The sequence below is a fragment of the Priestia sp. FSL W8-0524 genome (assembly GCF_038005965.1).
In the GTDB taxonomy this organism is placed as follows: domain Bacteria; phylum Bacillota; class Bacilli; order Bacillales; family Bacillaceae_H; genus Priestia; species Priestia zanthoxyli.
Window position 1 is genome coordinate 4,389,242 of sequence record NZ_JBBOUG010000001.1, and the last position, 21,034, is coordinate 4,410,275.

At 39.4% G+C, this 21,034-nt stretch carries 20 protein-coding genes and 3 other annotated features; of the genes, 3 read left to right on the forward strand and 17 right to left on the reverse strand.

Going from position 1 to position 21,034, the window contains the following annotated elements:
* Positions 1–175: 175 nt before the first annotated feature.
* The 4 genes from NST66_RS22950 to zapA form a co-directional block, all read right to left on the reverse strand.
* Positions 176–2,539, reverse strand: a complete 2,364-nt coding sequence (locus NST66_RS22950) for an endonuclease MutS2 (RefSeq protein ID WP_033579629.1) — start codon at positions 2,537–2,539, stop codon at positions 176–178.
* Positions 2,540–2,558: 19 nt separating this feature from the next.
* A complete protein-coding gene (gene polX / locus NST66_RS22955; RefSeq protein ID WP_033579628.1) occupies positions 2,559–4,271 on the reverse strand; it encodes a DNA polymerase/3'-5' exonuclease PolX in 1,713 nt (570 codons plus the stop codon).
* Between the two features lie 197 nt (positions 4,272–4,468).
* On the reverse strand, positions 4,469–5,026 hold the full coding sequence (locus NST66_RS22960; RefSeq protein WP_014458067.1) for a CvpA family protein: 558 nt from the start codon (positions 5,024–5,026) through the stop codon (positions 4,469–4,471).
* Entirely contained in the window at positions 5,023–5,283 is a 261-nt protein-coding gene (zapA, locus tag NST66_RS22965) for a cell division protein ZapA (protein ID WP_013059415.1), read from the reverse strand. Before zapA ends, NST66_RS22960 begins: the two co-directional genes overlap by 4 nt.
* A gap of 143 nt (positions 5,284–5,426) precedes the next feature.
* On the opposite strand from zapA, the gene rnhC reads away from it, so the two are divergent.
* A complete protein-coding gene (gene rnhC / locus NST66_RS22970) occupies positions 5,427–6,341 on the forward strand; it encodes a ribonuclease HIII (protein ID WP_033579627.1) in 915 nt (304 codons plus the stop codon).
* 33 nt (positions 6,342–6,374) lie between these two features.
* Here the strand turns inward: rnhC and pheT are convergent, their stop codons facing one another.
* The 3 genes from pheT to NST66_RS22985 all read right to left on the reverse strand — a co-directional run bounded on the left by pheT (position 6,375) and on the right by NST66_RS22985 (position 10,940).
* On the reverse strand, positions 6,375–8,789 hold the full coding sequence (gene pheT, locus NST66_RS22975) for a phenylalanine--tRNA ligase subunit beta (protein ID WP_028411765.1): 2,415 nt from the start codon (positions 8,787–8,789) through the stop codon (positions 6,375–6,377).
* Positions 8,790–8,802: 13 nt separating this feature from the next.
* Positions 8,803–9,837, reverse strand: a complete 1,035-nt coding sequence (pheS, locus tag NST66_RS22980; protein ID WP_014458064.1) for a phenylalanine--tRNA ligase subunit alpha — start codon at positions 9,835–9,837, stop codon at positions 8,803–8,805.
* Positions 9,838–9,891: 54 nt separating this feature from the next.
* Positions 9,892–10,127, reverse strand: a binding site (T-box leader).
* Positions 10,128–10,175: 48 nt separating this feature from the next.
* A complete protein-coding gene (locus NST66_RS22985) occupies positions 10,176–10,940 on the reverse strand; it encodes a TrmH family RNA methyltransferase (RefSeq protein ID WP_176343388.1) in 765 nt (254 codons plus the stop codon).
* Positions 10,941–11,080: 140 nt separating this feature from the next.
* Between NST66_RS22985 and sspI the strand changes: the two genes are divergently transcribed.
* The gene (gene sspI, locus NST66_RS22990; protein ID WP_013059420.1) at positions 11,081–11,287 is read left to right on the forward strand and encodes a small acid-soluble spore protein SspI; all 207 of its coding nucleotides are present in this window, start codon (positions 11,081–11,083) and stop codon (positions 11,285–11,287) included.
* 56 nt (positions 11,288–11,343) lie between these two features.
* Here sspI and NST66_RS22995 read toward each other — a convergent pair whose 3' ends face one another.
* Both NST66_RS22995 and NST66_RS23000 read right to left on the reverse strand, forming a co-directional pair.
* Positions 11,344–12,429, reverse strand: a complete 1,086-nt coding sequence (locus tag NST66_RS22995) for a M42 family metallopeptidase (protein ID WP_028411767.1) — start codon at positions 12,427–12,429, stop codon at positions 11,344–11,346.
* A gap of 77 nt (positions 12,430–12,506) precedes the next feature.
* Positions 12,507–12,995: a dUTP diphosphatase gene (locus NST66_RS23000; protein ID WP_033579626.1), complete on the reverse strand. Its 489-nt coding sequence runs from the start codon at positions 12,993–12,995 to the stop codon at positions 12,507–12,509.
* 132 nt (positions 12,996–13,127) lie between these two features.
* Here NST66_RS23000 and NST66_RS23005 point away from each other — a divergent pair, with 132 nt between their 5' ends.
* Positions 13,128–13,505 carry a hypothetical protein gene (locus NST66_RS23005; RefSeq protein WP_028411769.1) on the forward strand — a complete coding sequence of 126 codons (378 nt, stop codon included), beginning with the start codon at positions 13,128–13,130 and terminating at the stop codon, positions 13,503–13,505.
* A gap of 18 nt (positions 13,506–13,523) precedes the next feature.
* On the opposite strand, the gene NST66_RS23010 is transcribed toward NST66_RS23005, so the two are convergent.
* The 8 genes from NST66_RS23010 to NST66_RS23045 all read right to left on the reverse strand — a co-directional run bounded on the left by NST66_RS23010 (position 13,524) and on the right by NST66_RS23045 (position 20,993).
* Positions 13,524–13,784 carry a DUF1294 domain-containing protein gene (locus tag NST66_RS23010; RefSeq protein ID WP_028411770.1) on the reverse strand — a complete coding sequence of 87 codons (261 nt, stop codon included), beginning with the start codon at positions 13,782–13,784 and terminating at the stop codon, positions 13,524–13,526.
* A gap of 60 nt (positions 13,785–13,844) precedes the next feature.
* Positions 13,845–14,204: a 50S ribosomal protein L20 gene (gene rplT / locus NST66_RS23015; protein ID WP_013059425.1), complete on the reverse strand. Its 360-nt coding sequence runs from the start codon at positions 14,202–14,204 to the stop codon at positions 13,845–13,847.
* 39 nt (positions 14,205–14,243) lie between these two features.
* Positions 14,244–14,444, reverse strand: coding sequence for a 50S ribosomal protein L35 (gene rpmI, locus NST66_RS23020; RefSeq protein ID WP_013059426.1), 201 nt, complete (start codon positions 14,442–14,444; stop codon positions 14,244–14,246).
* Between the two features lie 21 nt (positions 14,445–14,465).
* Entirely contained in the window at positions 14,466–14,969 is a 504-nt protein-coding gene (gene infC / locus NST66_RS23025) for a translation initiation factor IF-3 (RefSeq protein WP_013059427.1), read from the reverse strand.
* A 69-nt stretch (positions 14,970–15,038) separates the two neighbouring features.
* Positions 15,039–15,161, reverse strand: a sequence feature (ribosomal protein L20 leader region).
* A 171-nt stretch (positions 15,162–15,332) separates the two neighbouring features.
* Positions 15,333–17,291: a threonine--tRNA ligase gene (thrS, locus tag NST66_RS23030; protein ID WP_217915987.1), complete on the reverse strand. Its 1,959-nt coding sequence runs from the start codon at positions 17,289–17,291 to the stop codon at positions 15,333–15,335.
* A gap of 43 nt (positions 17,292–17,334) precedes the next feature.
* Positions 17,335–17,583 (reverse strand) — a binding site (T-box leader).
* A gap of 60 nt (positions 17,584–17,643) precedes the next feature.
* Positions 17,644–18,504: a sporulation protein YtxC gene (gene ytxC / locus NST66_RS23035; protein WP_028411772.1), complete on the reverse strand. Its 861-nt coding sequence runs from the start codon at positions 18,502–18,504 to the stop codon at positions 17,644–17,646.
* Positions 18,505–18,600: 96 nt separating this feature from the next.
* Positions 18,601–19,533 (reverse strand): primosomal protein DnaI, encoded by a 933-nt coding sequence (gene dnaI / locus NST66_RS23040; protein ID WP_013059430.1) that lies wholly within the window; start codon positions 19,531–19,533, stop codon positions 18,601–18,603.
* A gap of 32 nt (positions 19,534–19,565) precedes the next feature.
* The gene (locus NST66_RS23045; RefSeq protein WP_033579625.1) at positions 19,566–20,993 is read right to left on the reverse strand and encodes a replication initiation and membrane attachment family protein; all 1,428 of its coding nucleotides are present in this window, start codon (positions 20,991–20,993) and stop codon (positions 19,566–19,568) included.
* Positions 20,994–21,034 lie beyond the last annotated feature (41 nt).

The following is a 21,034-nucleotide window of genomic DNA, read 5'->3' on the forward strand; positions in this document are numbered from 1 at the left end:
ATCACTCCTAATTTATATTACACTCCACCTAATGAACTGACAGGTCTCTTTCCTTTACTTGCATCGTTCTTAAAAGAGATAGAAAACCCAACATAGTTCATGAGCCATGTCGGATTTTCCATCTTCATATATGCTTGTTCAGCGCATCGACTGACACCTTTATCTCAGCATTCTTTTACTTAAATTCCACAACCGTAACGCCAGAACCTCCTTCAGAAGCTTCTCCGAAACGAATATTTTTAACAGAACGATGATTTTTCAAATATTCCTGTACACCTTTACGAAGAGCTCCAGTTCCTTTACCGTGGATAATCGAAACGCGCGGATAGTTGGCTAACAAAGCATCATCAATATATTTTTCAACTCGAATCAGCGCATTTTCATAGCGCTCTCCTCTTAAATCCAGTTCTAGATTTACATGATAATCTTTTCCTTTTACCGTAGCAAGCGGCTTTGTTTCTACAGGTTTTGGGGAACTAATATATTCGAGATCTTTTTCTTTCACCTTCATTTTCATGATTCCCATTTGCACTTGCCATTCATTATTACTTACTCGTTCCACAAGCGTTCCTTTTTGTCCCCAGCTTAAGACTTTCACTTCATCTCCAGCTTGAAGAGTGCGCTCTTGTTTTTTCGGCACAGCCGGTTTCTTTTTACTTTTTTCAAGAGTTGGAACTGCATCTTCTAGACGCTTACGTGCTTCAATCAATTCATGCTCTTTTACAAGCGCATGATTTTTTTGACTCATTTTACGCAAATCGCTAATGATTTTCTCTGCTTCTTCAGATGCTGCTTGAACTGTGGCTTGAGCTTTTTCTTCAGCTTTTTCGTACAGCTTATCTCGTTTTTCATTAAACTCAATAATCTGACTCTGTAATTCTTTATGAAGCTTCTGAGCCTCTTTTCTTAGCTGTTCAGCTTCTTCTAGCTCATGTTCAGATTGACGGCGGCTATCTTCAAGAGAAGCGATCATATTTTCTACTTTATTTGTTTCTGAGCCAATATAGCCTTTGGCACGTTCAATTACTTCTGCACTTAAACCTAAACGTTTTGAAATTTCAAAAGCATTGCTTCGACCCGGTACACCAATCAGCAGCTTGTAAGTAGGGCTCAATGTTTCAATATCGAACTCTACGCTAGCATTGACCACTCCTTCACGGTTATAGCCGTACGCTTTTAATTCAGGATAGTGAGTAGTCGCAACTACGCGAGCGCCTCTTTCATATACTTGATCTAAAATCGAAATCGCAAGCGCTGCACCTTCTTGGGGATCTGTTCCGGCTCCCAATTCATCGAACAAGACCAGACTTTCATGATCTACTTTTTGTAAAATATCTACAATGTTGACCATATGAGATGAAAAGGTACTCAGACTTTGTTCAATGGACTGCTCATCTCCAATATCAGCAAATACGTGTTTAAACACAGCCATTTCCGATCCATCCAGCGCAGGAATCTGCAAACCTGCTTGAGCCATTAATGTGAATAACCCAAGTGTTTTTAACGTTACGGTTTTACCGCCGGTATTTGGTCCTGTAATAACGATAGACGTATATTGATCACCTAGCTCAATATCATTTGCAACGACATCTTCCTGTGCAATAAGAGGATGTTTTGCCTTCACTAACTTAATATAGCCTCGATCGTTCATTTTAGGTTTTGAAGCTTTTAGCTCATGGCTATAGCGCCCTTTAGCAAACATGAAGTCCAGCTCACCCAACAAATAAACGTTTTGACGGAGTTCATTTGCCACTTCCGCTACCTGAACGGTTAGAGCAATAAGAATACGCTCAATTTCTTGTTTTTCTTTTACTTTTGCTTCTTGAAGCTCATTATTTAACGTCACAATCGCCTGTGGCTCAATAAATAACGTTGCTCCAGATGAAGACTGATCGTGCACAATGCCTCCATACGCACTGCGATATTCTTGCTTAACAGGAATAACGAAACGTTCGTTTCGAATGGTAACAATCGCATCTGACAACATTTTCTGAGCAGACGAGGAGCGAATAAGACTTTCTAGCTTTTCGCGAATACGAGACTCCGTCGAGCGAAGTTTTTGACGAATGCCTCTTAGCTGGTCGCTTGCACCGTCTAGTACTGTGCCATTCTCATCAATGCTCATTTTAATTGTTTGTTCTACCTCAGGAAGAGGCATTAGTTTTTCGATATGTTCAATTATAATTGGAAGCTGTAAATCTTCGTCTTCTACTACTTGCTCGATAAATTGCTTGACTTGTCTTGCAGCATAAATAGTACTTGCTACATCAAGAAGTTCATTAGAGCTTAGCGTTCCTCCAATTTCAGCGCGCTTTACGCTAGGTCGAACGTCAAAGATGCCTCCTAGCGGTACGTTGCCACGCAATCGCAGCACGGTTGTAGCTTCATCTGTTGCTTCCTGCCATTTGACTACTTCTTCATACTGAGTCGAGGGAATCAAATTCGCTACTTTTTCTCGGCCTAAAGAAGAAGCTACTTTTTTCTGAAGCTGTTCCTTAACTTTATTAAACTCTAGTACATGGAAAATACGTGATTGCAAAACTGATTCCTCCTGTTGCTTATTTATGTCGATTTAAAAAGGCGGTTAATTCTTTGAGGCTATACGTATTTAATACCGTTTCTGGTTTAAGCCAGCCTTTAATTCCCGTAGATATTCCAATTTCCATATGCTCTAGCATGTCTAGATTGTGAGCATCTGTATTAATTGCAATTTTAACTCCTGCCTCTTGTGCTTTTTTTATGTGCTCAGCGGCTAAATCTAAACGGTTTGGATTCGCGTTTAGTTCAAGAGCCGTTTTTGTTTCCTTAGCTAATTCAATTAGCACATCAATATCTACATCATATCCGTTGCGGCGACCAATCAAACGACCGGTCGGATGAGCGATTAAATCTACATGAACATTATTTAACGCTTGCTTTAAACGATTCATAATTTCTTCGCGTGATTGTGAAAAACTAGAGTGAATGGACGCAATAACAAAATCTAGCTCAGCTAGCATTTCATCATCATAATCAAGTGTTGCATCGGGCAAAATATCCATTTCAATTCCTGCTAGTATTGTAAAATCATCGAACTGTGCGTTTAAACGATTAATTTCTTCACGCTGTTTGCGAATGCGTTCAGGCGTTAAACCGTTAGCTACTTTTAAATACTGAGAGTGGTCTGTAATCGCCATGTATTCATAGCCTCGCGCGCGACATGCTTCCGCCATTTCTTCAATTGAATACGCTCCGTCGCTCCACGTGGAGTGCATATGCAAATCACCTTTTACCGCACCGTAGGTCACAAGCGTTTGAGGTTTTATAAATGCATCTACTTCCGTTCCATCTTCACGAAGTTCCGGCGGAATAAAAGACAGCCCAAAATGTTCATAGAATGCTTGTTCAGACTCAAATGTCATAACTTCGCCTGTCTCCGCATTTTCAACGCCATACTCGCTAATTTTTTCACCGCGTTCTTTTGCTAATTGACGCATGCGCACATTATGATCTTTTGATCCTGTAAAATGATGAAGCGTCGTGGCAAACGCTTTATCTTCTACAAGACGAAAATCCACGGACACATCGTACTCATAGGCTAACGTTACCGATACTTTTGTATCTCCATTTGCAATGACATCCTTCACATTTGGCAGCGATACTAGCTGTTCACGGACAGCATGAGGCTCAGCTGTTGAAATAATAAAATCAAGATCTTTTACAGTTTCTCTCATGCGGCGAATGCTCCCTGCTTGAGAAAAACGCTCAATACTATGCATATGTTTAAGGGCTTCTAAAATTTCTTCCGCTATTGGAAGCATAAAAGCAAGAGGCAAACGATCAGGACGTTTCCCAAACTCTTCAATAGCAGCGATAATTTTCTCTTCCGTCTTTTTACCAAAACCGCTTAGTCCCTGCACTCGATTTTCCATACAGGCCTGATGCAGTGATTCCATGTCTTTAATATCTAGCTCTTTATATAATTTAGCGATTTTTTTACCTCCAAGCCCCGGCAGCTTAAGCAGAGGAATAAGTCCTTCAGGAACTTCTTGCTTTAGTTCTTCTAGTACGCTTGACTCATTTGTTTCCATATACTCTGTAATAACTGCGGCCGTTCCTTTACCAATCCCTTGGAGCTTGGTAAAATCCTCAATCTCTGTCAGCGTTCTCTCGTCCGTTTCTAGCGCTGCAGCTGCTTTTCGAAAAGCAGAAATTTTAAAAGGGTTATCTCCTTTTAATTCCATATATGTAGCAATTGTTTCTAACAATTTAATAATATCCTTTTTATTCATCTCTTTTCACCAGCCTATTATCATAATAACGAAACTTTCAACACATGATGAGTGACATATGTACTCTCTCAAATTTTTATCTAGACATACTTTTATCTCCGTGAAAACCGCAGAACAGACTGCGATAAAAAAAGAGGGTATCTCAAAAGTATTATGACACTTTCGACACACCCTCTCAACAAGCTATTGTAATTTCATTACATTACACCATACTGAGTCCACAAATCTTGAATGGCAGACGATAAGTATGGAGTATTTTGTACGATATTGATTGCAATTGAAGACTGTTGAATTGGCGTTTGAATTTCACTTACAGGAATCACGGCTCCAATGTATAACAAAATAAAAACGATGATATACACTTCAACGAATCCAAGTGCACCTCCGCCCCATTTATTTAACTGGCGCAGAATTGGCAGTTCGGTTAAAGCCGTTAAAACAGAGCCTGCAAGGCGAAGTACAATGTGAGTAGCAAAAAATAAAATCGCAAATGCAATCATTCGATAAAAAGCGTCTTCTATCGTTCCAGAATCAAATACAAACGATGCGACACTTTGCTGCTGAATATTGTCTGGAAACGGAATCAACAAGCGAAGTCGGCTTGCCAAATCTCCACTAAACATATAAGCGACGATAAACGAAACCGCAAAACTGACAATATGAATGAGCTGCAAAATAAATCCCCTTTTAAGACCTGTTACAAAGCCTAAAAGAAGCAATATAATTAAAATGATATTAAGCATTGACTCAGTCATTCCTCTTTTCCATAAAGTTTTTGTTCAAGTCTCTCATAGTCTTCTTTCAGTTTTATATATTCGTGTACAGCATTCACAGCTGTTAATACTGCTAATTTATTGATATCTAAAGAAGGGTTTTTAGTACTGATTTCACGCATTTTTTCATCCACTATAGAGGCGACAAGTCGAATATGGCTTGTACTTTCGCTACCGACGATGCTGTACTGCTGACCAAAGATGTCAACTGTCGCACGTGTTTTATCTTGTCTTGACACGAGAAAATCCTCCGTTCCACGAAAAATCCTAATCCCTATCATACCACGAAGAAGACTTCAATGGAAACATATCTATATTTAAGCTATCATAAGGGATAGTGCTTATAAAGTAAACTAAAATACCCCGAAAGGAGTGAAGCATTATGTCACATGCTGTTATTAAGGTATCAGCTGATCAGATAGCTAAAATGAAGCTTCATTACACATCCTATTTGCAGCCTAAATTGCCGCAGGGAAGTATTTTTTCGGCTAAAACTCCCGGCTGTTCTATCACTGCATACCGCTCTGGAAAAGTACTTTTTCAAGGAAAAGAAGCTGAAACAGAAGCAGCTAAGTGGGGAGGTCCTTTAGATGCTGCTAAAAAGGCTCCCGTCTCACACCTCCCATCAAACTTCAGTTCACTATCGGTCATTGGTTCTGATGAAGTAGGAACGGGAGATTATTTTGGTCCCATGACCGTAGTTGCTGCCTATGTTCAAAAAGAGCAGCTTCCTTTGTTAAAAGAATTAGGAGTACGAGATTCAAAAGAGTTAACGGATGCTAAAATCATTGAAATTGCCAAGCAGCTTGTTTCGTTTATTCCTTACAGTTTGCTTGTCTTACATAACGAAAAGTATAATGCATTTCAAGAAAAAGGCATGTCACAAGGTAAAATGAAAGCTCTGTTGCACAACAAAGCTTTATCCAACGTGTTAAAAAAATTGGATCCTGAAAAACCTGATGCGATTTTAATTGACCAGTTTGTTGAAAAAAACACCTATTATAAACACATCGTAAAGGAAAAAGAGATTATCAAAGAAAATGTCTTTTTCAGTACAAAAGGAGAAAGCGTTCATTTATCTGTAGCCGCTGCTTCCATTATTGCCAGATACGCATTTTTAAAACAAATGGATTTACTAACGGAAAAGACGGGGATGGTCATTCCTCGCGGAGCTGGAGCACAAGTTGATATAGCCGCTGCTAAAATTATTAAAAAACATGGCGTCAATGCGCTGAACTCTTTAGCTAAAATCCATTTTGCTAATACAGAAAAAGCTTTAAAATTAGCTAAAAAATAAGAGATGTGGAAATCCACATCTCTTTTTTTATTCTTATGAACGAAGCGTTGCACCAAATTCTTTTTCAACAGCTTCTAAAACTGCACCATGTGCTTTTGCTACTTCTTCATCTGTTAATGTACGTTCAGGATCTAAGTAACGTAAAGAGAAAGCTACAGATTTCTTGCCTTCTTCCATACGCTCGCCTTCATATAGATCAAATACTGTCACGTCTTTTAAAAGTTCTCCGCCCGTCGTATAGATGACGCGCTGAACTTCTCCTGCAAGAACGTTTTTATCTACAACAAGTGCAATATCACGTGTAATAGATGGGAATCTTGGAATAGCTGAATAACGAACTTCTTCGACATCTGCAGCTAATAGCTCTTGAAGGTGTAATTCAAACACGTATGTTTCACGAAGGCCATACTGTTTCTGAGCAACAGGATGAACTTGACCCACGTATCCAATTTCTTTTTCATCTAACCATACAGCCGCTGTACGTCCAGGGTGCATACCGTCTTTTTTAACGGGAGCATATGAGATTCGTTTCTCTAAACCAAGCTGTGCAAATAACCCTTCTAGTACACCTTTAATCACATAGAAATCAACGACTTTCTTTTCACCTTGCCAGCCGTGAGCATGCCATAGACCCGTGATTGCACCAGCTACGCGCTCCTGCTCATCCGGTAATTCCCCTTCACCTTTAGATAAGAACACTGAGCCTGTTTCGTATAGCGCAATAGAATCCGATTGACGAGCATTATTGTGCTTCACTGCTTCAAGTAAATGAGGCACTAAGCTTTGACGAAGGATGCTGCGATCTTCACTCATCGGCATTGCTAAACCAATCGTACTTGTTGCATTGAGTGCAAACTGAGTAGCTTTTTCAGCGCTCGTTAACGAATAGGTTGTTGTTTGCGCTAGCCCTGCTCCCTCTAAGAAACGGCGAACTTTACGGCGTCCAAGCTGATACTCTGTTAATTTTCCTGGAGTTGCCACTGTTACAGGAAGCGTTGTAGGAAGGTTGTCATAACCATACATGCGCGCTACTTCCTCCACGATATCTTCTTCAATTGTAATATCGCCTCGACGAGTCGGTACCGTTACAACGATGGTTTCATCTTCGACTTTGCTTTCAAATTGAAGACGGTTCATAATATCTTGTACTTCTTCCATCGACAGTTCTGTACCGAGCACATTGTTAATACGTCCAAGTGACACAGCTACAACAGCAGGTTCCACAGTTAGTGTATCTACTTCTACAGTACCGCTTACCACTTCACCTGAAGCGTATTCAGCCATTAATTCTGCTGCGCGGTCAGCAGCTACACGCGTACGGTTAGGATCAATTCCTTTTTCAAAACGAGCACTTGCCTCACTGCGAAGACCGTGGTCTTTGGAAGCTTGACGAACTGTTAAACCTTTGAAGTAAGCTGATTCAATAAGAACATTTACCGTATCGTCTTTTACTTCAGAGTTTGCTCCCCCCATTACACCTGCAAGGGCTACCGGTTCACTGCCGTTTGTAATAACAAGCTGATTGCCTTTTAATACGCGCTCTTGATCGTCAAGCGTTACAAATTTCTCGCCTTCTGACGCGTGACGTACAACAATTTCTTTTGAACCAAGACGATCATAGTCAAAAGCATGCAGCGGCTGGCCGTATTCAAGCAAAATATAGTTGGTAATATCAACAACGTTGTTATGAGGTCGAATACCAGCTGCCATTAAACGCGTTTGCATCCATAATGGTGACGGAGCAATTTTTACGTTTTTCACAACGCGCGCTACGTAAAGGGGATTGTCTTCTTTTGCCTCTACTTTAACGGAAATATAATCAGCTGCTTGCTCATCAGACGTTTGCACGTTTACTGACGGATACTTCACTTCACGACGTAAAATAGCAGCCACCTCATGTGCTACACCTAACATACTTAAGCAGTCTGAACGATTTGGTGTTAGCCCTAGTTCTAATACTTCATCGTTTAAGTTTAATGCATCTAGCGCATCCGCTCCTACTTCAGCATCACTTGGGAAGACGAAGATGCCTTCTTGATAATCTTTTGCCACAAGCTTGCTTTCAATGCCAAGCTCTTGAAGAGAACAAATCATACCGTTCGATTCTTCACCGCGAAGCTTAGCACGCTTGATTTTAAAGTTACCTGGAAGTACAGCTCCCACTTTTGCAACCGCTACTTTTTGACCTTGTGCCACGTTAGGTGCTCCGCACACGATTTGAACGATTTCTCCTCCGCCAAGATCTACTTGACAGCGGCTTAATTTATCCGCATTTGGATGCTGTTCACGTTCTACAACGTGACCAATTACCACTCCGCTGATGCCTTTATTTAAGTTTTCTACACCTTCAACTTCAATTCCACTTTTTGTGATTTTATCAGCTAACTCTTCTGCCGTTACGCCTGATAAGTCAACATACTCTTGTAACCAACGATAAGATACAAACATCGTAGTCCCTCCTTTATACTTGTTTAAATTGATCTAAGAAACGAACATCATTTGTATAGAAATGACGAATATCATCCACGCCGTGTTTTAACATAGCAATACGCTCTACACCGATTCCAAAAGCAAAACCACGATATTTAGTTGAATCGTATCCAGCCATTTCAAGAACATTTGGATGAACCATACCGGCTCCTAAAATTTCAATCCAGCCTGTTTGTTTACATACATTACAGCCTTTACCTCCACATTTTGCACACGATACGTCTACTTCTACAGACGGCTCAGTGAATGGGAAGAAACTTGGACGAAGACGAATTTCACGGTCTGCACCGAACATCTTTTTCACAAATACTTCAAGCGTGCCTTTTAAATCGCTCATACGAATGTTTTCGTCTACTACAAGACCTTCAATTTGCATAAATTGATGTGAATGCGTAGCATCATCGTCATCGCGGCGGTACACTTTACCTGGGCAAATAATTTTAACAGGTCCTTTGCCTTCATTCTTGTTCATAACACGAGCTTGAACAGTTGATGTATGCGTACGAAGAAGCGTTTCTTCCGTAATATAGAACGTATCTTGCATATCACGTGCTGGGTGACCTTTTGGCAAGTTCAGCGCTTCGAAATTATAGTAGTCCTGCTCTACTTCTGGTCCTTCTGCTACTTCATAGCCCATTCCTAAGAATAAATCTTCTACTTCTTCAACCACGCTTGTGAGCGGGTGATGCGTACCTGCTTTAACCGGGCGTCCCGGCAGCGTTACGTCAATTGTTTCTGAAGCAAGTTTACGCTCTACCTCGGCTGCTTCTAACGCCGTTTGTTTTTCTTCAATTTTAGATGCAATCGCTTCACGTACTTCATTTGCAAGTGCTCCCATTACAGGACGCTCTTCAGCTGAAAGTTTTCCCATACCGCGAAGTACTTCTGTGATAGGGCCTTTCTTTCCTAAATAAGCTACGCGTACGTCGTTTAATTCTTTTAAAGCACTTGCTGCTTCGACTTTTGCAATTGCTTCTTGTTGAAGTTCTTGTAAACGTTCTTTCATCACTTATTCCTCCTTTTAACGTAAAAAATGACAAATAAAAAAACCTCCTCCCAAAAAAGGGACGAGGATTAGTCGCGTTACCACCCTTGTTAACTATATACACAGACGTATACAGTTCACTTCATTCAAGTTAACGGAATCTCCGGAACACCTTTACATCTATGTAAGATGGTCTAAGTGTCAACTCAAGAGGTGAATTCACTTATTACATTTATAAAAATGCTTTCAGTCATGGCATTTTCTCCCTGCATAAACGGACATAAGCTACTGCTCTCTTTCATCGTTTTTTACATATGTAACTATTGTATTATTATAGTGAAAACACGTTCTCGATGCAACTACATTCCGCGTAAATAATAAAGTAAGATTCCAGAAGCGATGGCAACATTTAACGACTCGCTCTTTCCATAGATGGGAATGTACAGATTCTGATCCGTTTGTTCCAACACTTTCTCGCTTACGCCATTTCCTTCATTTCCCACAATCAGCGCAAATTCGTTTGAAGGTTTTACGTGTGTGTAGACTTTTCCATTTTGTAACGACGTGCCGTAAACTGCTATTCCTCTTTCTTTTAACAATGAAATTATTTCGAGTAAATCGCCTTTTACAATTGGAAGGTGAAAAATAGCTCCTTGCGTTGAACGAACGACTTTTGGGTTGTACACATCCACGCTGCCCTCTCCAATGATAATAGCCTCCACTCCCGCAGCATCAGCGGTTCGGATAATGGTACCTAGGTTACCTGGATCTTGCACGGCATCTAAAAGCAATACTTTCTGTGCTGTATGAATAATTTCCGCATGCTTTGTTTGAAAACACACGGCAATAATTCCTTGAGGTGTTTCTGTGTCAGATAATAACTTACTAATTGCTTCGTTTACAACGATTATTTCGATACCGTCTATATCCCACTGTGCAGGCACTTCGGTCGATTCGCGTATAATTAGTTCCTTTACGCAATCCTTATTTTTGATAGCCTCTTCGACTAAATGAAAGCCTTCTACCATAAAAAGGCCCTGCTTATCACGGTCTTTTTTATTATGCAGTTTTTTCCACGCTTTTACCTGCGGATTTTTAACTGAATCAATTTGTTTCACAAACATAACTCCTTTATCTATACAAAAATAAATAGTTCGATTACATTTTGTTCAATAATCATTAGATAAGTTTCACTTTATTGTACATAGAAATCGCAAAGAAAACAAAAACTATTGGTAACTTTACGATAGCTGAGGTGAAAATGATGGATCTTAATTTACGAAATGCTGTTATTGCAAACGTTTCAGGAAACTCAAAAGAAGAGCTTGAGGCTACAATTTCTGACGCTATTCAAAGCGGTGAAGAAAAAATGCTCCCTGGACTTGGTGTTTTATTTGAAGTGCTTTGGGAAAAGTCTCCGGAATCAGAAAAAGAAGAAATTCTGACAACGCTTGAAAACGGTTTAAAATAAATAACCTTTTCCTATGTACAACAAAAAGCTCATTCTCCTAGGAGAATGAGCTTTTTTCAATTATACGTAATGGCGTTAACCGTATCTCGGTCTAAGCGCTTAATGACTTCCGCAATTAATTTAACTGCGTTTTCATAATCATCACGATGAAGCATTGCTGCATGAGAATGGATATAACGAGTTGCAATTGTAATCGAAAGTGCTGGCACCCCGTTAGCTGAAATATGGATAGAACCCGAGTCCGTACCGCCTCCAGCAATTGCATCAAATTGATACGGAATATTTAATTCATCTGCCACATCTACCACTGTATCTCGAAGTCCTTTATGAGAGACCATGGAAGCATCATATAAAATGATTTGCGGGCCCTGCCCCATTTTAGAAGAGGCTTCTTTATCAGAAACACCAGGTGTATCTCCAGCGATACCGACATCAACAGCAAATGCAATATCCGGTTCAATAAAGTTAGCAGATGTTTTTGCACCTCGGAGTCCAACTTCTTCTTGCACCGTTCCTACACCATACACAACATTTTCATGTTTTTCATTTTTTAAAGCTTTTAATACATCGATAGCGATTGCACAACCAATACGGTTATCCCAGGCTTTCGCTAGCAGCATCTTTTCATTGTTCATAACCGTAAATTCGAAATAAGGTACAACCTGATCACCAGGTTTTACTCCCCACTCCGCTACTTCTTCTCTGCTAGAAGCACCAATATCGATGAACATATCTTTAATGTCAACTGGCTTTTTGCGAACTTCTGGAGGCAAGATATGAGGTGGCTTTGAGCCAATAATCCCCGTTACCTCTCCTTTAGATGTCACGATGGTTACGCGTTGAGCAAGCATAACTTGAGACCACCATCCGCCTACCGTTTGAAAACGAATAAAGCCGCGTTCATCAATTTGAGTCACCATAAAACCAACTTCATCCAAGTGACCGGCTACCATAATTTTAGGCCCTTGTTCGTTGCCTACTTTTTTTGCAATCAAACTGCCTAGCCCATCCGTCGTTACTTCATCTGCATAAGGTGCAATATATTTCTTCATAACCTCACGCGGTTCACGCTCATTTCCAGGAATTCCTTTTGCATCTGTTAGTGCTTTAAGCATCGTCAATGTTTCATCTAACTTTGTCATATGGATTACCCCTTTCATATGTATACCTCTATTATAGCTAAAAAGAGGTTGAAGTAAAATTTCCCATCCCTTTATTTCTAGTATCCTTGTTCTTGGCGTTTAAAATTCACTTCATTTTTTGACATGTACGCCTCTTCAATATGTTCAGCAGAAAAACCAAACATATCGCCAAGCTTCATGTAAGATGCAAACATGTTCACATAGTTTTCTTTTGACAGGTCCTGCTCGAAAGCAGAAACTTGTGCAAATACCTGTAAAAATTGTGTTGTTTTTGAATCAGCTGCTTTTACTTTTGGCAGCTCAGTTAAATCATCGTATCCTTTTTCAATACCTAAAGAAAGAATGAAATGTACGCCGTCCACAAATTCTTCTAAAATAACAGCATCTTCAGCCGGAGGTTTAACGCTCCAAAATTTGAAGCAGCGCGTTTCGTTTGCCAGCTCTCCCATTTCAACAAGCAGAGCTAAAAGTTTTCTTGGAACCAAGTCTTCCTTATGAAGCTGATGCTTGTCCTCTATATGCTGATCCAGCTGGCGCTGCATGGTAAATAGCTGTTGTAAATTCAATGTAATCACTCCTGTAATTATGTGTATCTTCTTCTTTTTAAACCAATAAAGAAATTATATCAAAAATCGTGAAACTTTTTAGAGACTGAAACGTAAAGTAAGAAAACTGTGCCTTGTAAAGGAGGGAGCGTTATGTTTGTTATTGTTATCGTTCGCGTGTTCATTTTCGCGCTTGTTGCTTACACACTATTAAAGCTGGTTCAGCATTTTCGCAGTCCAAAGCGGAAGCTTGTAGCAGCTCAGGAACATCAGCAATTTTTTGTCGTTGACGAAAAAACGAATATCCGCAAAAATTTTCTACTAACGTATAAAGGTATTTTATTTGAAGGAGAAAAATACAGCAATCCCAATGAACCAGAGTCTTTGTCGATTACAATGGTGTTAACAGATCCATCTCGATTGCATGAACTGCAAAAACAAGATTTCAAGCTGCTGGAAAATCACGTACACAACATGTATCCAAATGCTCCTATTCGCTGGAAAAGCCCCGTTCGAGAATTTTTACACTGAGCACAAAATCATTTGTGCTCAGCTGATAACAAAAAAGAAAAGTAAATCAAGAGCGGCAAGAATAGGAAAACCTACTGTAAACGATGTGTGCTTCGTTTTATGACGATAGCAATACATACCAATCAGTCCTCCAATGGCTCCTCCGATAGCAGCTACCGTCCACAGTGTGCTTTCGGCAATTCTCCACTCATGTCTTTTCGCTTTTTGTTTATCTCTATACATCATTCCTATCCCTATTATATTAATAACAATAAAATAGGTAAGCAGCAGTTCATTCATGATATGTCCTCCGATAGCAAAAAAGCCTCATCATCTAAAGATGACGAGACTTTATATTCATTACTTATCTAAGCCTTTTTTAGCAGCAGTTGCTAATTCAGCAAATGCTTTTTCATCAGCTACAGCTAAGTCAGCAAGCATTTTGCGGTTAACTTCAATACCTGCTAATTTTAAACCGTGCATTAAACGGCTGTAAGAAAGACCGTTCATACGAGCAGCTGCATTAATACGTGTGATCCATAATTTACGGAAGTCACGTTTTTTCTGACGACGGTCACGATAAGCATACATGTGAGATTTCATAACTTGCTGATTAGCAACTTTATATAATCTATGCTTCGAACCGAAGAAACCTTTAGCTAATTTTAAAACTTTTTTACGACGTTTGCGTGTTACTGTACCGCCTTTTACGCGTGGCATAATTGTTTACCTCCTGTATTGTTTCTATCTCAACCCAAATTACTTAATGTTATCTAATAAGTGACGGATACGTTTGAAGTCACCTTTGCTTACTAAAGAACCTTTACGTAATTTACGCTTTTGTTTTGTAGATTTGTTAGCGAATAAATGGCTTGTGTAAGCACGAGCACGTTTTAATTTACCGCTTCCAGTCTTTTTGAAACGCTTTGCAGCGCCACGATGTGTTTTCATTTTTGGCATGGGGTGTTCCTCCTCGTTCTATTACTTTTCGTTTTTAGGTGCCAAGACTAAGAACATGCTGCGGCCTTCCATTTTAGGAGCCGATTCAACTGAACTTACATCTTCGCAAGCTTGTGAAAAACGTTCAAGTACTTTTTGGCCAATCCCTTTATGAGTAATGGCACGACCTTTAAAGCGAATAGACGCTTTCACTTTGTCACCTTTTTCAAGGAACTTGCGTGCGTTACGAAGTTTAGTGTTAAAATCATGTTCATCAATTGTTGGACTTAAACGAACTTCTTTTAAGTTTACAACTTTTTGGTTTTTACGAGCTTCTCTTTCTTTACGTTGTTGCTCATAGCGGAATTTACCGTAGTCCATAATACGACATACCGGCGGTTTCGCATTTGCAGCAACCATTACTAAGTCAAGATTTACTCGTGAAGCAATTTCTAATGCTTCATTTTTTGATTTAATTCCTAATTGTTCACCATTTTGATCAATTAGACGAACTTCGCGAGCTCGAATGCCCTCGTTTACCATCATGTCCTTGCTAATAAGTAGCCACCTCCAAGGTTTAATGAGCGAATACGCTTGCTTAGACCGATTATTAACTCACACAAAAAAGTGTGAGTACATACTGCACCCACACTTCTATCGTTTTAATTAAGATACGATGTACCTGCTAACTGCTTTATGCGTCACTCAGGTGAGAAGCGGGTGCTTCTTCTTCTGTATAAACAAGTATTCAATTACTTAAGCTATTATAGTATCAACAAAGACAAAAGTCAATGATTTCGTTCTTTTTTCACAACAAAAGTTATTGTATCAAAGGAAAACCATTTATGCAACAGTTTTTTATAAATGTTAGATAAAAAAGCAGAGAATTTCAATTCTCTGCTTTTTTCATTAACGAGATGCTTCTGCTTTTACATTTTGTAAAAAGGCTTGGAAATCCACTGTTTCTGAATTCTGCTCACCATATTTACGTACGTTTACTGCTTTATCTTCTACTTCTTTATCCCCTACAACAAGCATGTAAGGAATTTTTTGCATTTGAGCCTCACGGATTTTATAGCCAATTTTCTCATCGCGAGAATCAAGTTCCACGCGAATACCCGCAAGCTGAAGCTGTTCTTGCACTTCTTTTGCATACTCAAGGTGAACCGTAGGTGATACCGGAATCACTTGAACTTGTACAGGTGCTAACCACGTTGGGAAAGCTCCTTTGTATTCTTCGATTAAGAAAGCTACAAAACGTTCCATTGTTGACACCACGCCGCGGTGAATAACAACAGGTCGATGCTGTTTTCCGTCTTCCCCTACATACGTTAAATCAAAGCGTTCAGGAAGTAAGAAATCCAATTGAACCGTAGATAGCGTCTCTTCTTTACCAAGAGCTGTTTTAACTTGAACATCTAGTTTTGGACCGTAGAATGCCGCTTCGCCTTCAGCTTCATAATAATCAAGGTCAAGCTCATCCATTGCATCTTTTAACATGCTTTGTGCTTTTTCCCACATTGCATCATCATCGAAGTATTTTTCTGTATCTTCAGGATCACGATAAGATAGACGGAATGAATAATTTTCAAATCCAAAATCTTTATAAACCGCTTCAACTAAGCGAACCACACGAATAAATTCTTCTTTGATTTGATCCGGACGTACAAAGATATGTGCATCATTTAACGTCATGCCTCGAACGCGCTGAAGTCCTGATAATGCTCCTGACATTTCGTAGCGGTGCATTGTTCCAAGTTCAGCAATACGGATTGGAAGCTCACGATAGCTATGAATACCTTGTTTGTACACCATCATGTGATGAGGACAGTTCATTGGACGAAGAACCAGGTCTTCGTTATCCATTTCCATTGCAGGGAACATGTCATCTTGATAGTGCTCCCAGTGACCAGACGTTTTGTAAAGTTCTACACTTCCAAGCACCGGCGTGTAAACGTGCTGATAACCAAGGCTTACTTCTTTATCTACGATATAACGCTCGATAATACGGCGGATCGTCGCACCTTTTGGAAGCCATAAAGGCAGACCTTGTCCTACTTTTTGAGAATTTGTAAATAAGTTTAACTCTTTACCAAGTTTACGGTGGTCACGTTCTTTTGCTTCTTCAAGAAGACGAAGATGCTCGTCTAAATCTGCTTTTGTAAAGAATGCTGTACCGTAAATACGCTGCAGCATTTGATTGTCGCTGTCTCCGCGCCAATAAGCACCTGCTACGCTTAATAGTTTAAACTCTTTAATTTTGCCTGTTGACGGCACGTGCACACCTCGGCAAAGATCAAAGAATTCGCCTTGTTGGTAAATCGTCACCTTTTCACCTGCTGGAATCGCATCGATCAATTCAAGCTTTAGTTCATCGCCAACTTCTTTAAAAAGTTGAATGGCTTCTTCACGAGAAACTTCTTTTCGTTCAATTTCAATATTTGAATTAACGATTTTTTTCATTTCTTTTTCAATTCTACCTAAATCTTCAGGAGTAATTGATTCTTCCATATCGATGTCATAGTAAAACCCATTTTCGATAACCGGGCCTACACCTAGCTGTACTTTTACATCTTTGTATAAACGTTTGATTGCTTGAGCCATTAAATGCGCTGTACTATGGCGCATAATTTCAAGCGCTTCAGGAGCATCTTGCGTAATGATTTCAAGACTGCCATCTTGTTCGATTGGCGTACGTAAATCCAGCAGCTCGCCGTTTACTTTACCTGCTAATGCTTTTTTCTTTAATCCCGGGCTAATAGAAGCCGCAATATCTTCTGTTGATGATCCTTTTGGATACTCTTTAACAGCTCCATCAGGAAATGTCATTTTGATTACTTCTGACACAACTTTCCACTCCTTTAACATAACTAATAAACTTTTTGTAAAAACAAAAAACTCGTCCCTTATAAAAAGGGACGAGTTGTGTATACACGCGGTACCACCCTTGTTTCCTCTTCGTATCTTGGATAACCCAAATAACCCGAAGCGGCTCGAGGTTTTATAACGGAAATTCCGTCAGTAATTACTAGAGACGCTGCTCGTTTACTACTGAAGTTTAGAGGTGGTAAGAATATATTCCGTGTTAGGAGATTTTCAGCCTAGATCTCCCTCTCTATAAACCGTAAATATACACTCATGTCCTCATCATAACTTGTGACATATAGCTGTTTTTCAATATGCATTTATTATATTCATTTTCAAAATAGAAATCAACCTTTCACGTTATATTTTGCTTTTGATCAAACGGAAATTCATTTTTTTCGTATAACATCACTTTTTCTTGAAAAATATTTTGAATGGTATAAACAAAATCATGATCATGCTGGTCGCTATACAGATGAATAGCAGCTGGAGATAAACTCAGCAAAGGCGCGATGATAGTTGAGTCTATGTATACTGATTCTTGTTCAGATAGAAAGGCCTCTGCTAGGGCTGCACATTCACGCTCCGGAACATATCTACTGCTTTGGTCGTACAATACAAACTTGTTTTTATTCAAATGCATTACATACACATCGCCTGTAGATGACTGTCTTTCATTAGCTGCTTGACGCAGCTGATGAATAAGAATTTGATAGTCTTGTTCAAGCTTATATTCATCAATCGCCAGCTCAGCATAATAGCGCAGCCGCTCTTGATATTCTTTTAAACGGAATTGGAGAAAAGACTCAAAGGTGAATGTTACATTATGAATGAAGAAGTCTTGAAGAGCCTGGCGGATAAGTAATTCTCTTGGAAGGGAAAATGTTTTTTGCGGAATTTCGCCTCTCTCTCCTTCCATAATCCCCCCCATAATTTGAAGCAGCAAATCTTGTTCTTCCTCTTCTGAATAGAAAAATTGTTCTTTTAATATGTTTACCATCATCTTTTTTTCTTTCTTTTTTAAAATCACGTGCGTTAATACCGGTATCACCATGTCTTGTAAAATGGCCTCTCGATTGTATGTCTCATCAATAACTAAAAGCTGATTATTCACCAACTTCAAGCACTGTGAACCATATGATAAAGCGCTTCGCTTCGCGCATAAAGACTCATATACAATGACTGCGTCTTCTACATATTTAAAGAATATTTTCATTCCTCATAGCCCCCCTTTGGACACGCTTTATTAATGTATATGGGGCAACATGCAAAAAAATGAGCAAGTCGTTACAAGAAATGTAAAACGACCTGCTCATCTATTTCGTTTATTCTCTCCATTCATTTCAACGGGAATGGCTAGAGACTTAATTCGTTCCATGACACGAGCGGCTTTGAGCTCTTCCTGCTCGCCTCGTTGGGTATAAGTCAAATGATGTTGAAGCTCTTTAAAATTTAAATTCGAGCTGAAAAATGTCGGCAAATTTTCGAGCATGCGGAATTGTAAAATGGTTCCGAGCACATCGTCTCGCATCCAGCTCGTTACAGATTCTGCTCCGAGATCATCAAGCATAAGAACCGGTACTTTTTTGACATACTCTATTTTCTCATTGAAGCTTTGATCTTGAAACGAACCTTTTAACTCACGCAAAAACTCCGGGACATACAGAATCGTAGATTTCACTTTCTTTTCGGCTAACGCATTGGCAATTGCTCCAAGAAAATACGTCTTCCCCACACCAAACGAACCATGTAAATATAAAGCTTTCATTTTCTTATTTGGCTCATATTCTCGCACAAAATCTCTTACTAATTTAATGGCTTCAAATCTTCCCTGCTCAATTTCAATATCAGACATCGTTGCCTGTAAAATTTCTTTGGGCACGTACATACACTGAATAAAAGATTCTTGTTCTTTTCGCTCATCTTCTTGTACTTTTCTAGGACAGCGTTCATACTGTAAATCAATATTACGGCCTTTTACAACCAGCTGAGGGTGATACCCCTTCACCATATTGACACAGCTTTGCAGAGAAGGGCATTTGTCACAGCATTTGCTCTGGTCGATAAATTCATGCATCTTCATCAAGCCTCGGTCGACCATTTGCTCATCTAACTCATGGCGATGCTCTTGCAGAAACGTTTTAACTTCGGGATTAGACAGAATACTGTTTCTTAATGCTTCTAAACGTGCTTTAAAATCCTTTTTGTTCACTAACTGATTTAGTGAATCATTGATAGGCTTCATCTTTTTCACCTCATCTCTATCATACCTGCTTTTTATTCTTTATGCTTTTGTTTTAGCTCTTGATCTAACTGCTTGAGCTCTTCTTGTAGCTTTCGTTTTTCTTCTTCAAATCCATCCACTTCTTTTGAAGGCTGCTTTTTCTCTTCTTTTTCTTCATCGCTCAACCACTCTGGCACCATTTCTTTACGCACAATTTTTCGTCCGGCCGTTTTTTTATTTTGCTTTGCCTCGGTCCAGTTCTGATATTCTTTCTGTTCATTTTTAGCTAAATTCATGGCATCTTGAACAGTTTGTACCTTTTTGCGCGCCCAGTGTCCAGCAATTTTCTCTACATAGCTCTTAGATAATTTCATATCGGACCTTAGCATAACATAGTAAATCAGAACATTTACTACCCCTGGTGAAAGCTTTTGATTAAACATCACTTCTTCAATCATTTGCAAATCTGCTTTTGATGGCTCTGCCCCCCCTGAAAACTCGATCAATAGCTGTCGAGGAGAGGTGACTTCTAGCTGTTGAATGAGCTGCTCTTCCTTAGTCTGAGGCTGCTTTTCCTGCATGGTACGAAGCATAGGAGGCTGAATTTGTTCGCTTAGATTGGGAAGTGCTTCTCCATTTTCAAATTGGTAAAAGGACTGTGCTGCTTTTCTAAGCAATTCAATATCAACTTGATCATTCTCATTTAGCGAATCGAGCACTACATTTTTCATTTGAAGAGGATCAATGCCATATAAAAAAGCTAACTTTTCAATCGCTTGTTTTACTTTAGATGTAATGGACCTTTTCGAAATCATTGAATCTGTTAGGCCTGCTAAAAATAAATCAAAATCAAAGGAATCCGGGCTCATCTCAATAGAAGCACGGTTTGAAGAATCTATAAAGTCCGTTTGAGCATCAGGAGAAAATACATCCTTGCTTTCAGACTGAAAACTTGGAGCCAGCTCCGTTGCTTTAACTGATTTAAATACATCGTTAAATGAATGCGTCACATCTTTGAACGATTGATCATCCACGAGTGAATCCGAAAAATAATTTTTTATTTTTTGAAAGATGGATTTTCCTAGTCGGTTATATAAATATACATTTAACACGCCATCGTTAAAGAACTGATGGGGCGTAAGAGGAGGAATGAGCTCATAAATGAACACACGAACATCATCTTCTTCCTTAATATATGTTTTTAACAAACCAATACCTTCTAATTTTAACCGCTCATGGTAAATAGCTTTCAAATTAATTTGCATCATTGACATTAGGTGATGATGCGTAGACTCTTTTCCCCATAAACGATCTTGTTCCAGCTCGCTCCATAGCGTCATATACAAACCAAAACACGTCGTACCCACCAACGGCTGATAGAGCATTGTTAAAATCTTTCGGTCGTATTCCTGCAGTATGCCGCTCGAACGAACAACATAACGATCGACCGGTATCATTTCTTTCCAATGTTGTTCTTTCATGTCGTTCCCTACCTACTTTTAAAGTAATAGAAATGACAAAA

Excerpts from the sequence above, each read along its gene's own strand:
- polX (WP_033579628.1), bottom strand. The coding sequence starts at position 4,271 with ATGAATAAAAAGGATATTATTAAATTGTTAGAAACAATTGCTACATAT.
- NST66_RS22960 (WP_014458067.1), bottom strand. The coding sequence starts at position 5,026 with ATGACTGAGTCAATGCTTAATATCATTTTAATTATATTGCTTCTTTTA.
- rnhC (WP_033579627.1), top strand. The coding sequence starts at position 5,427 with ATGTCACATGCTGTTATTAAGGTATCAGCTGATCAGATAGCTAAAATG.
- pheT (WP_028411765.1), bottom strand. The coding sequence starts at position 8,789 with ATGTTTGTATCTTATCGTTGGTTACAAGAGTATGTTGACTTATCAGGC.
- pheS (WP_014458064.1), bottom strand. The coding sequence starts at position 9,837 with ATGAAAGAACGTTTACAAGAACTTCAACAAGAAGCAATTGCAAAAGTC.
- NST66_RS22985 (WP_176343388.1), bottom strand. The coding sequence starts at position 10,940 with ATGTTTGTGAAACAAATTGATTCAGTTAAAAATCCGCAGGTAAAAGCG.
- sspI (WP_013059420.1), top strand. The coding sequence starts at position 11,081 with ATGGATCTTAATTTACGAAATGCTGTTATTGCAAACGTTTCAGGAAAC.
- NST66_RS22995 (WP_028411767.1), bottom strand. The coding sequence starts at position 12,429 with ATGACAAAGTTAGATGAAACATTGACGATGCTTAAAGCACTAACAGAT.
- NST66_RS23005 (WP_028411769.1), top strand. The coding sequence starts at position 13,128 with ATGTTTGTTATTGTTATCGTTCGCGTGTTCATTTTCGCGCTTGTTGCT.
- NST66_RS23010 (WP_028411770.1), bottom strand. The coding sequence starts at position 13,784 with ATGAATGAACTGCTGCTTACCTATTTTATTGTTATTAATATAATAGGG.
- rplT (WP_013059425.1), bottom strand. The coding sequence starts at position 14,204 with ATGCCACGCGTAAAAGGCGGTACAGTAACACGCAAACGTCGTAAAAAA.
- rpmI (WP_013059426.1), bottom strand. The coding sequence starts at position 14,444 with ATGCCAAAAATGAAAACACATCGTGGCGCTGCAAAGCGTTTCAAAAAG.
- infC (WP_013059427.1), bottom strand. The coding sequence starts at position 14,969 with ATGATGGTAAACGAGGGCATTCGAGCTCGCGAAGTTCGTCTAATTGAT.
- thrS (WP_217915987.1), bottom strand. The coding sequence starts at position 17,291 with ATGTTAAAGGAGTGGAAAGTTGTGTCAGAAGTAATCAAAATGACATTT.
- ytxC (WP_028411772.1), bottom strand. The coding sequence starts at position 18,504 with ATGAAAATATTCTTTAAATATGTAGAAGACGCAGTCATTGTATATGAG.
- dnaI (WP_013059430.1), bottom strand. The coding sequence starts at position 19,533 with ATGAAGCCTATCAATGATTCACTAAATCAGTTAGTGAACAAAAAGGAT.
- NST66_RS23045 (WP_033579625.1), bottom strand. The coding sequence starts at position 20,993 with ATGAAAGAACAACATTGGAAAGAAATGATACCGGTCGATCGTTATGTT.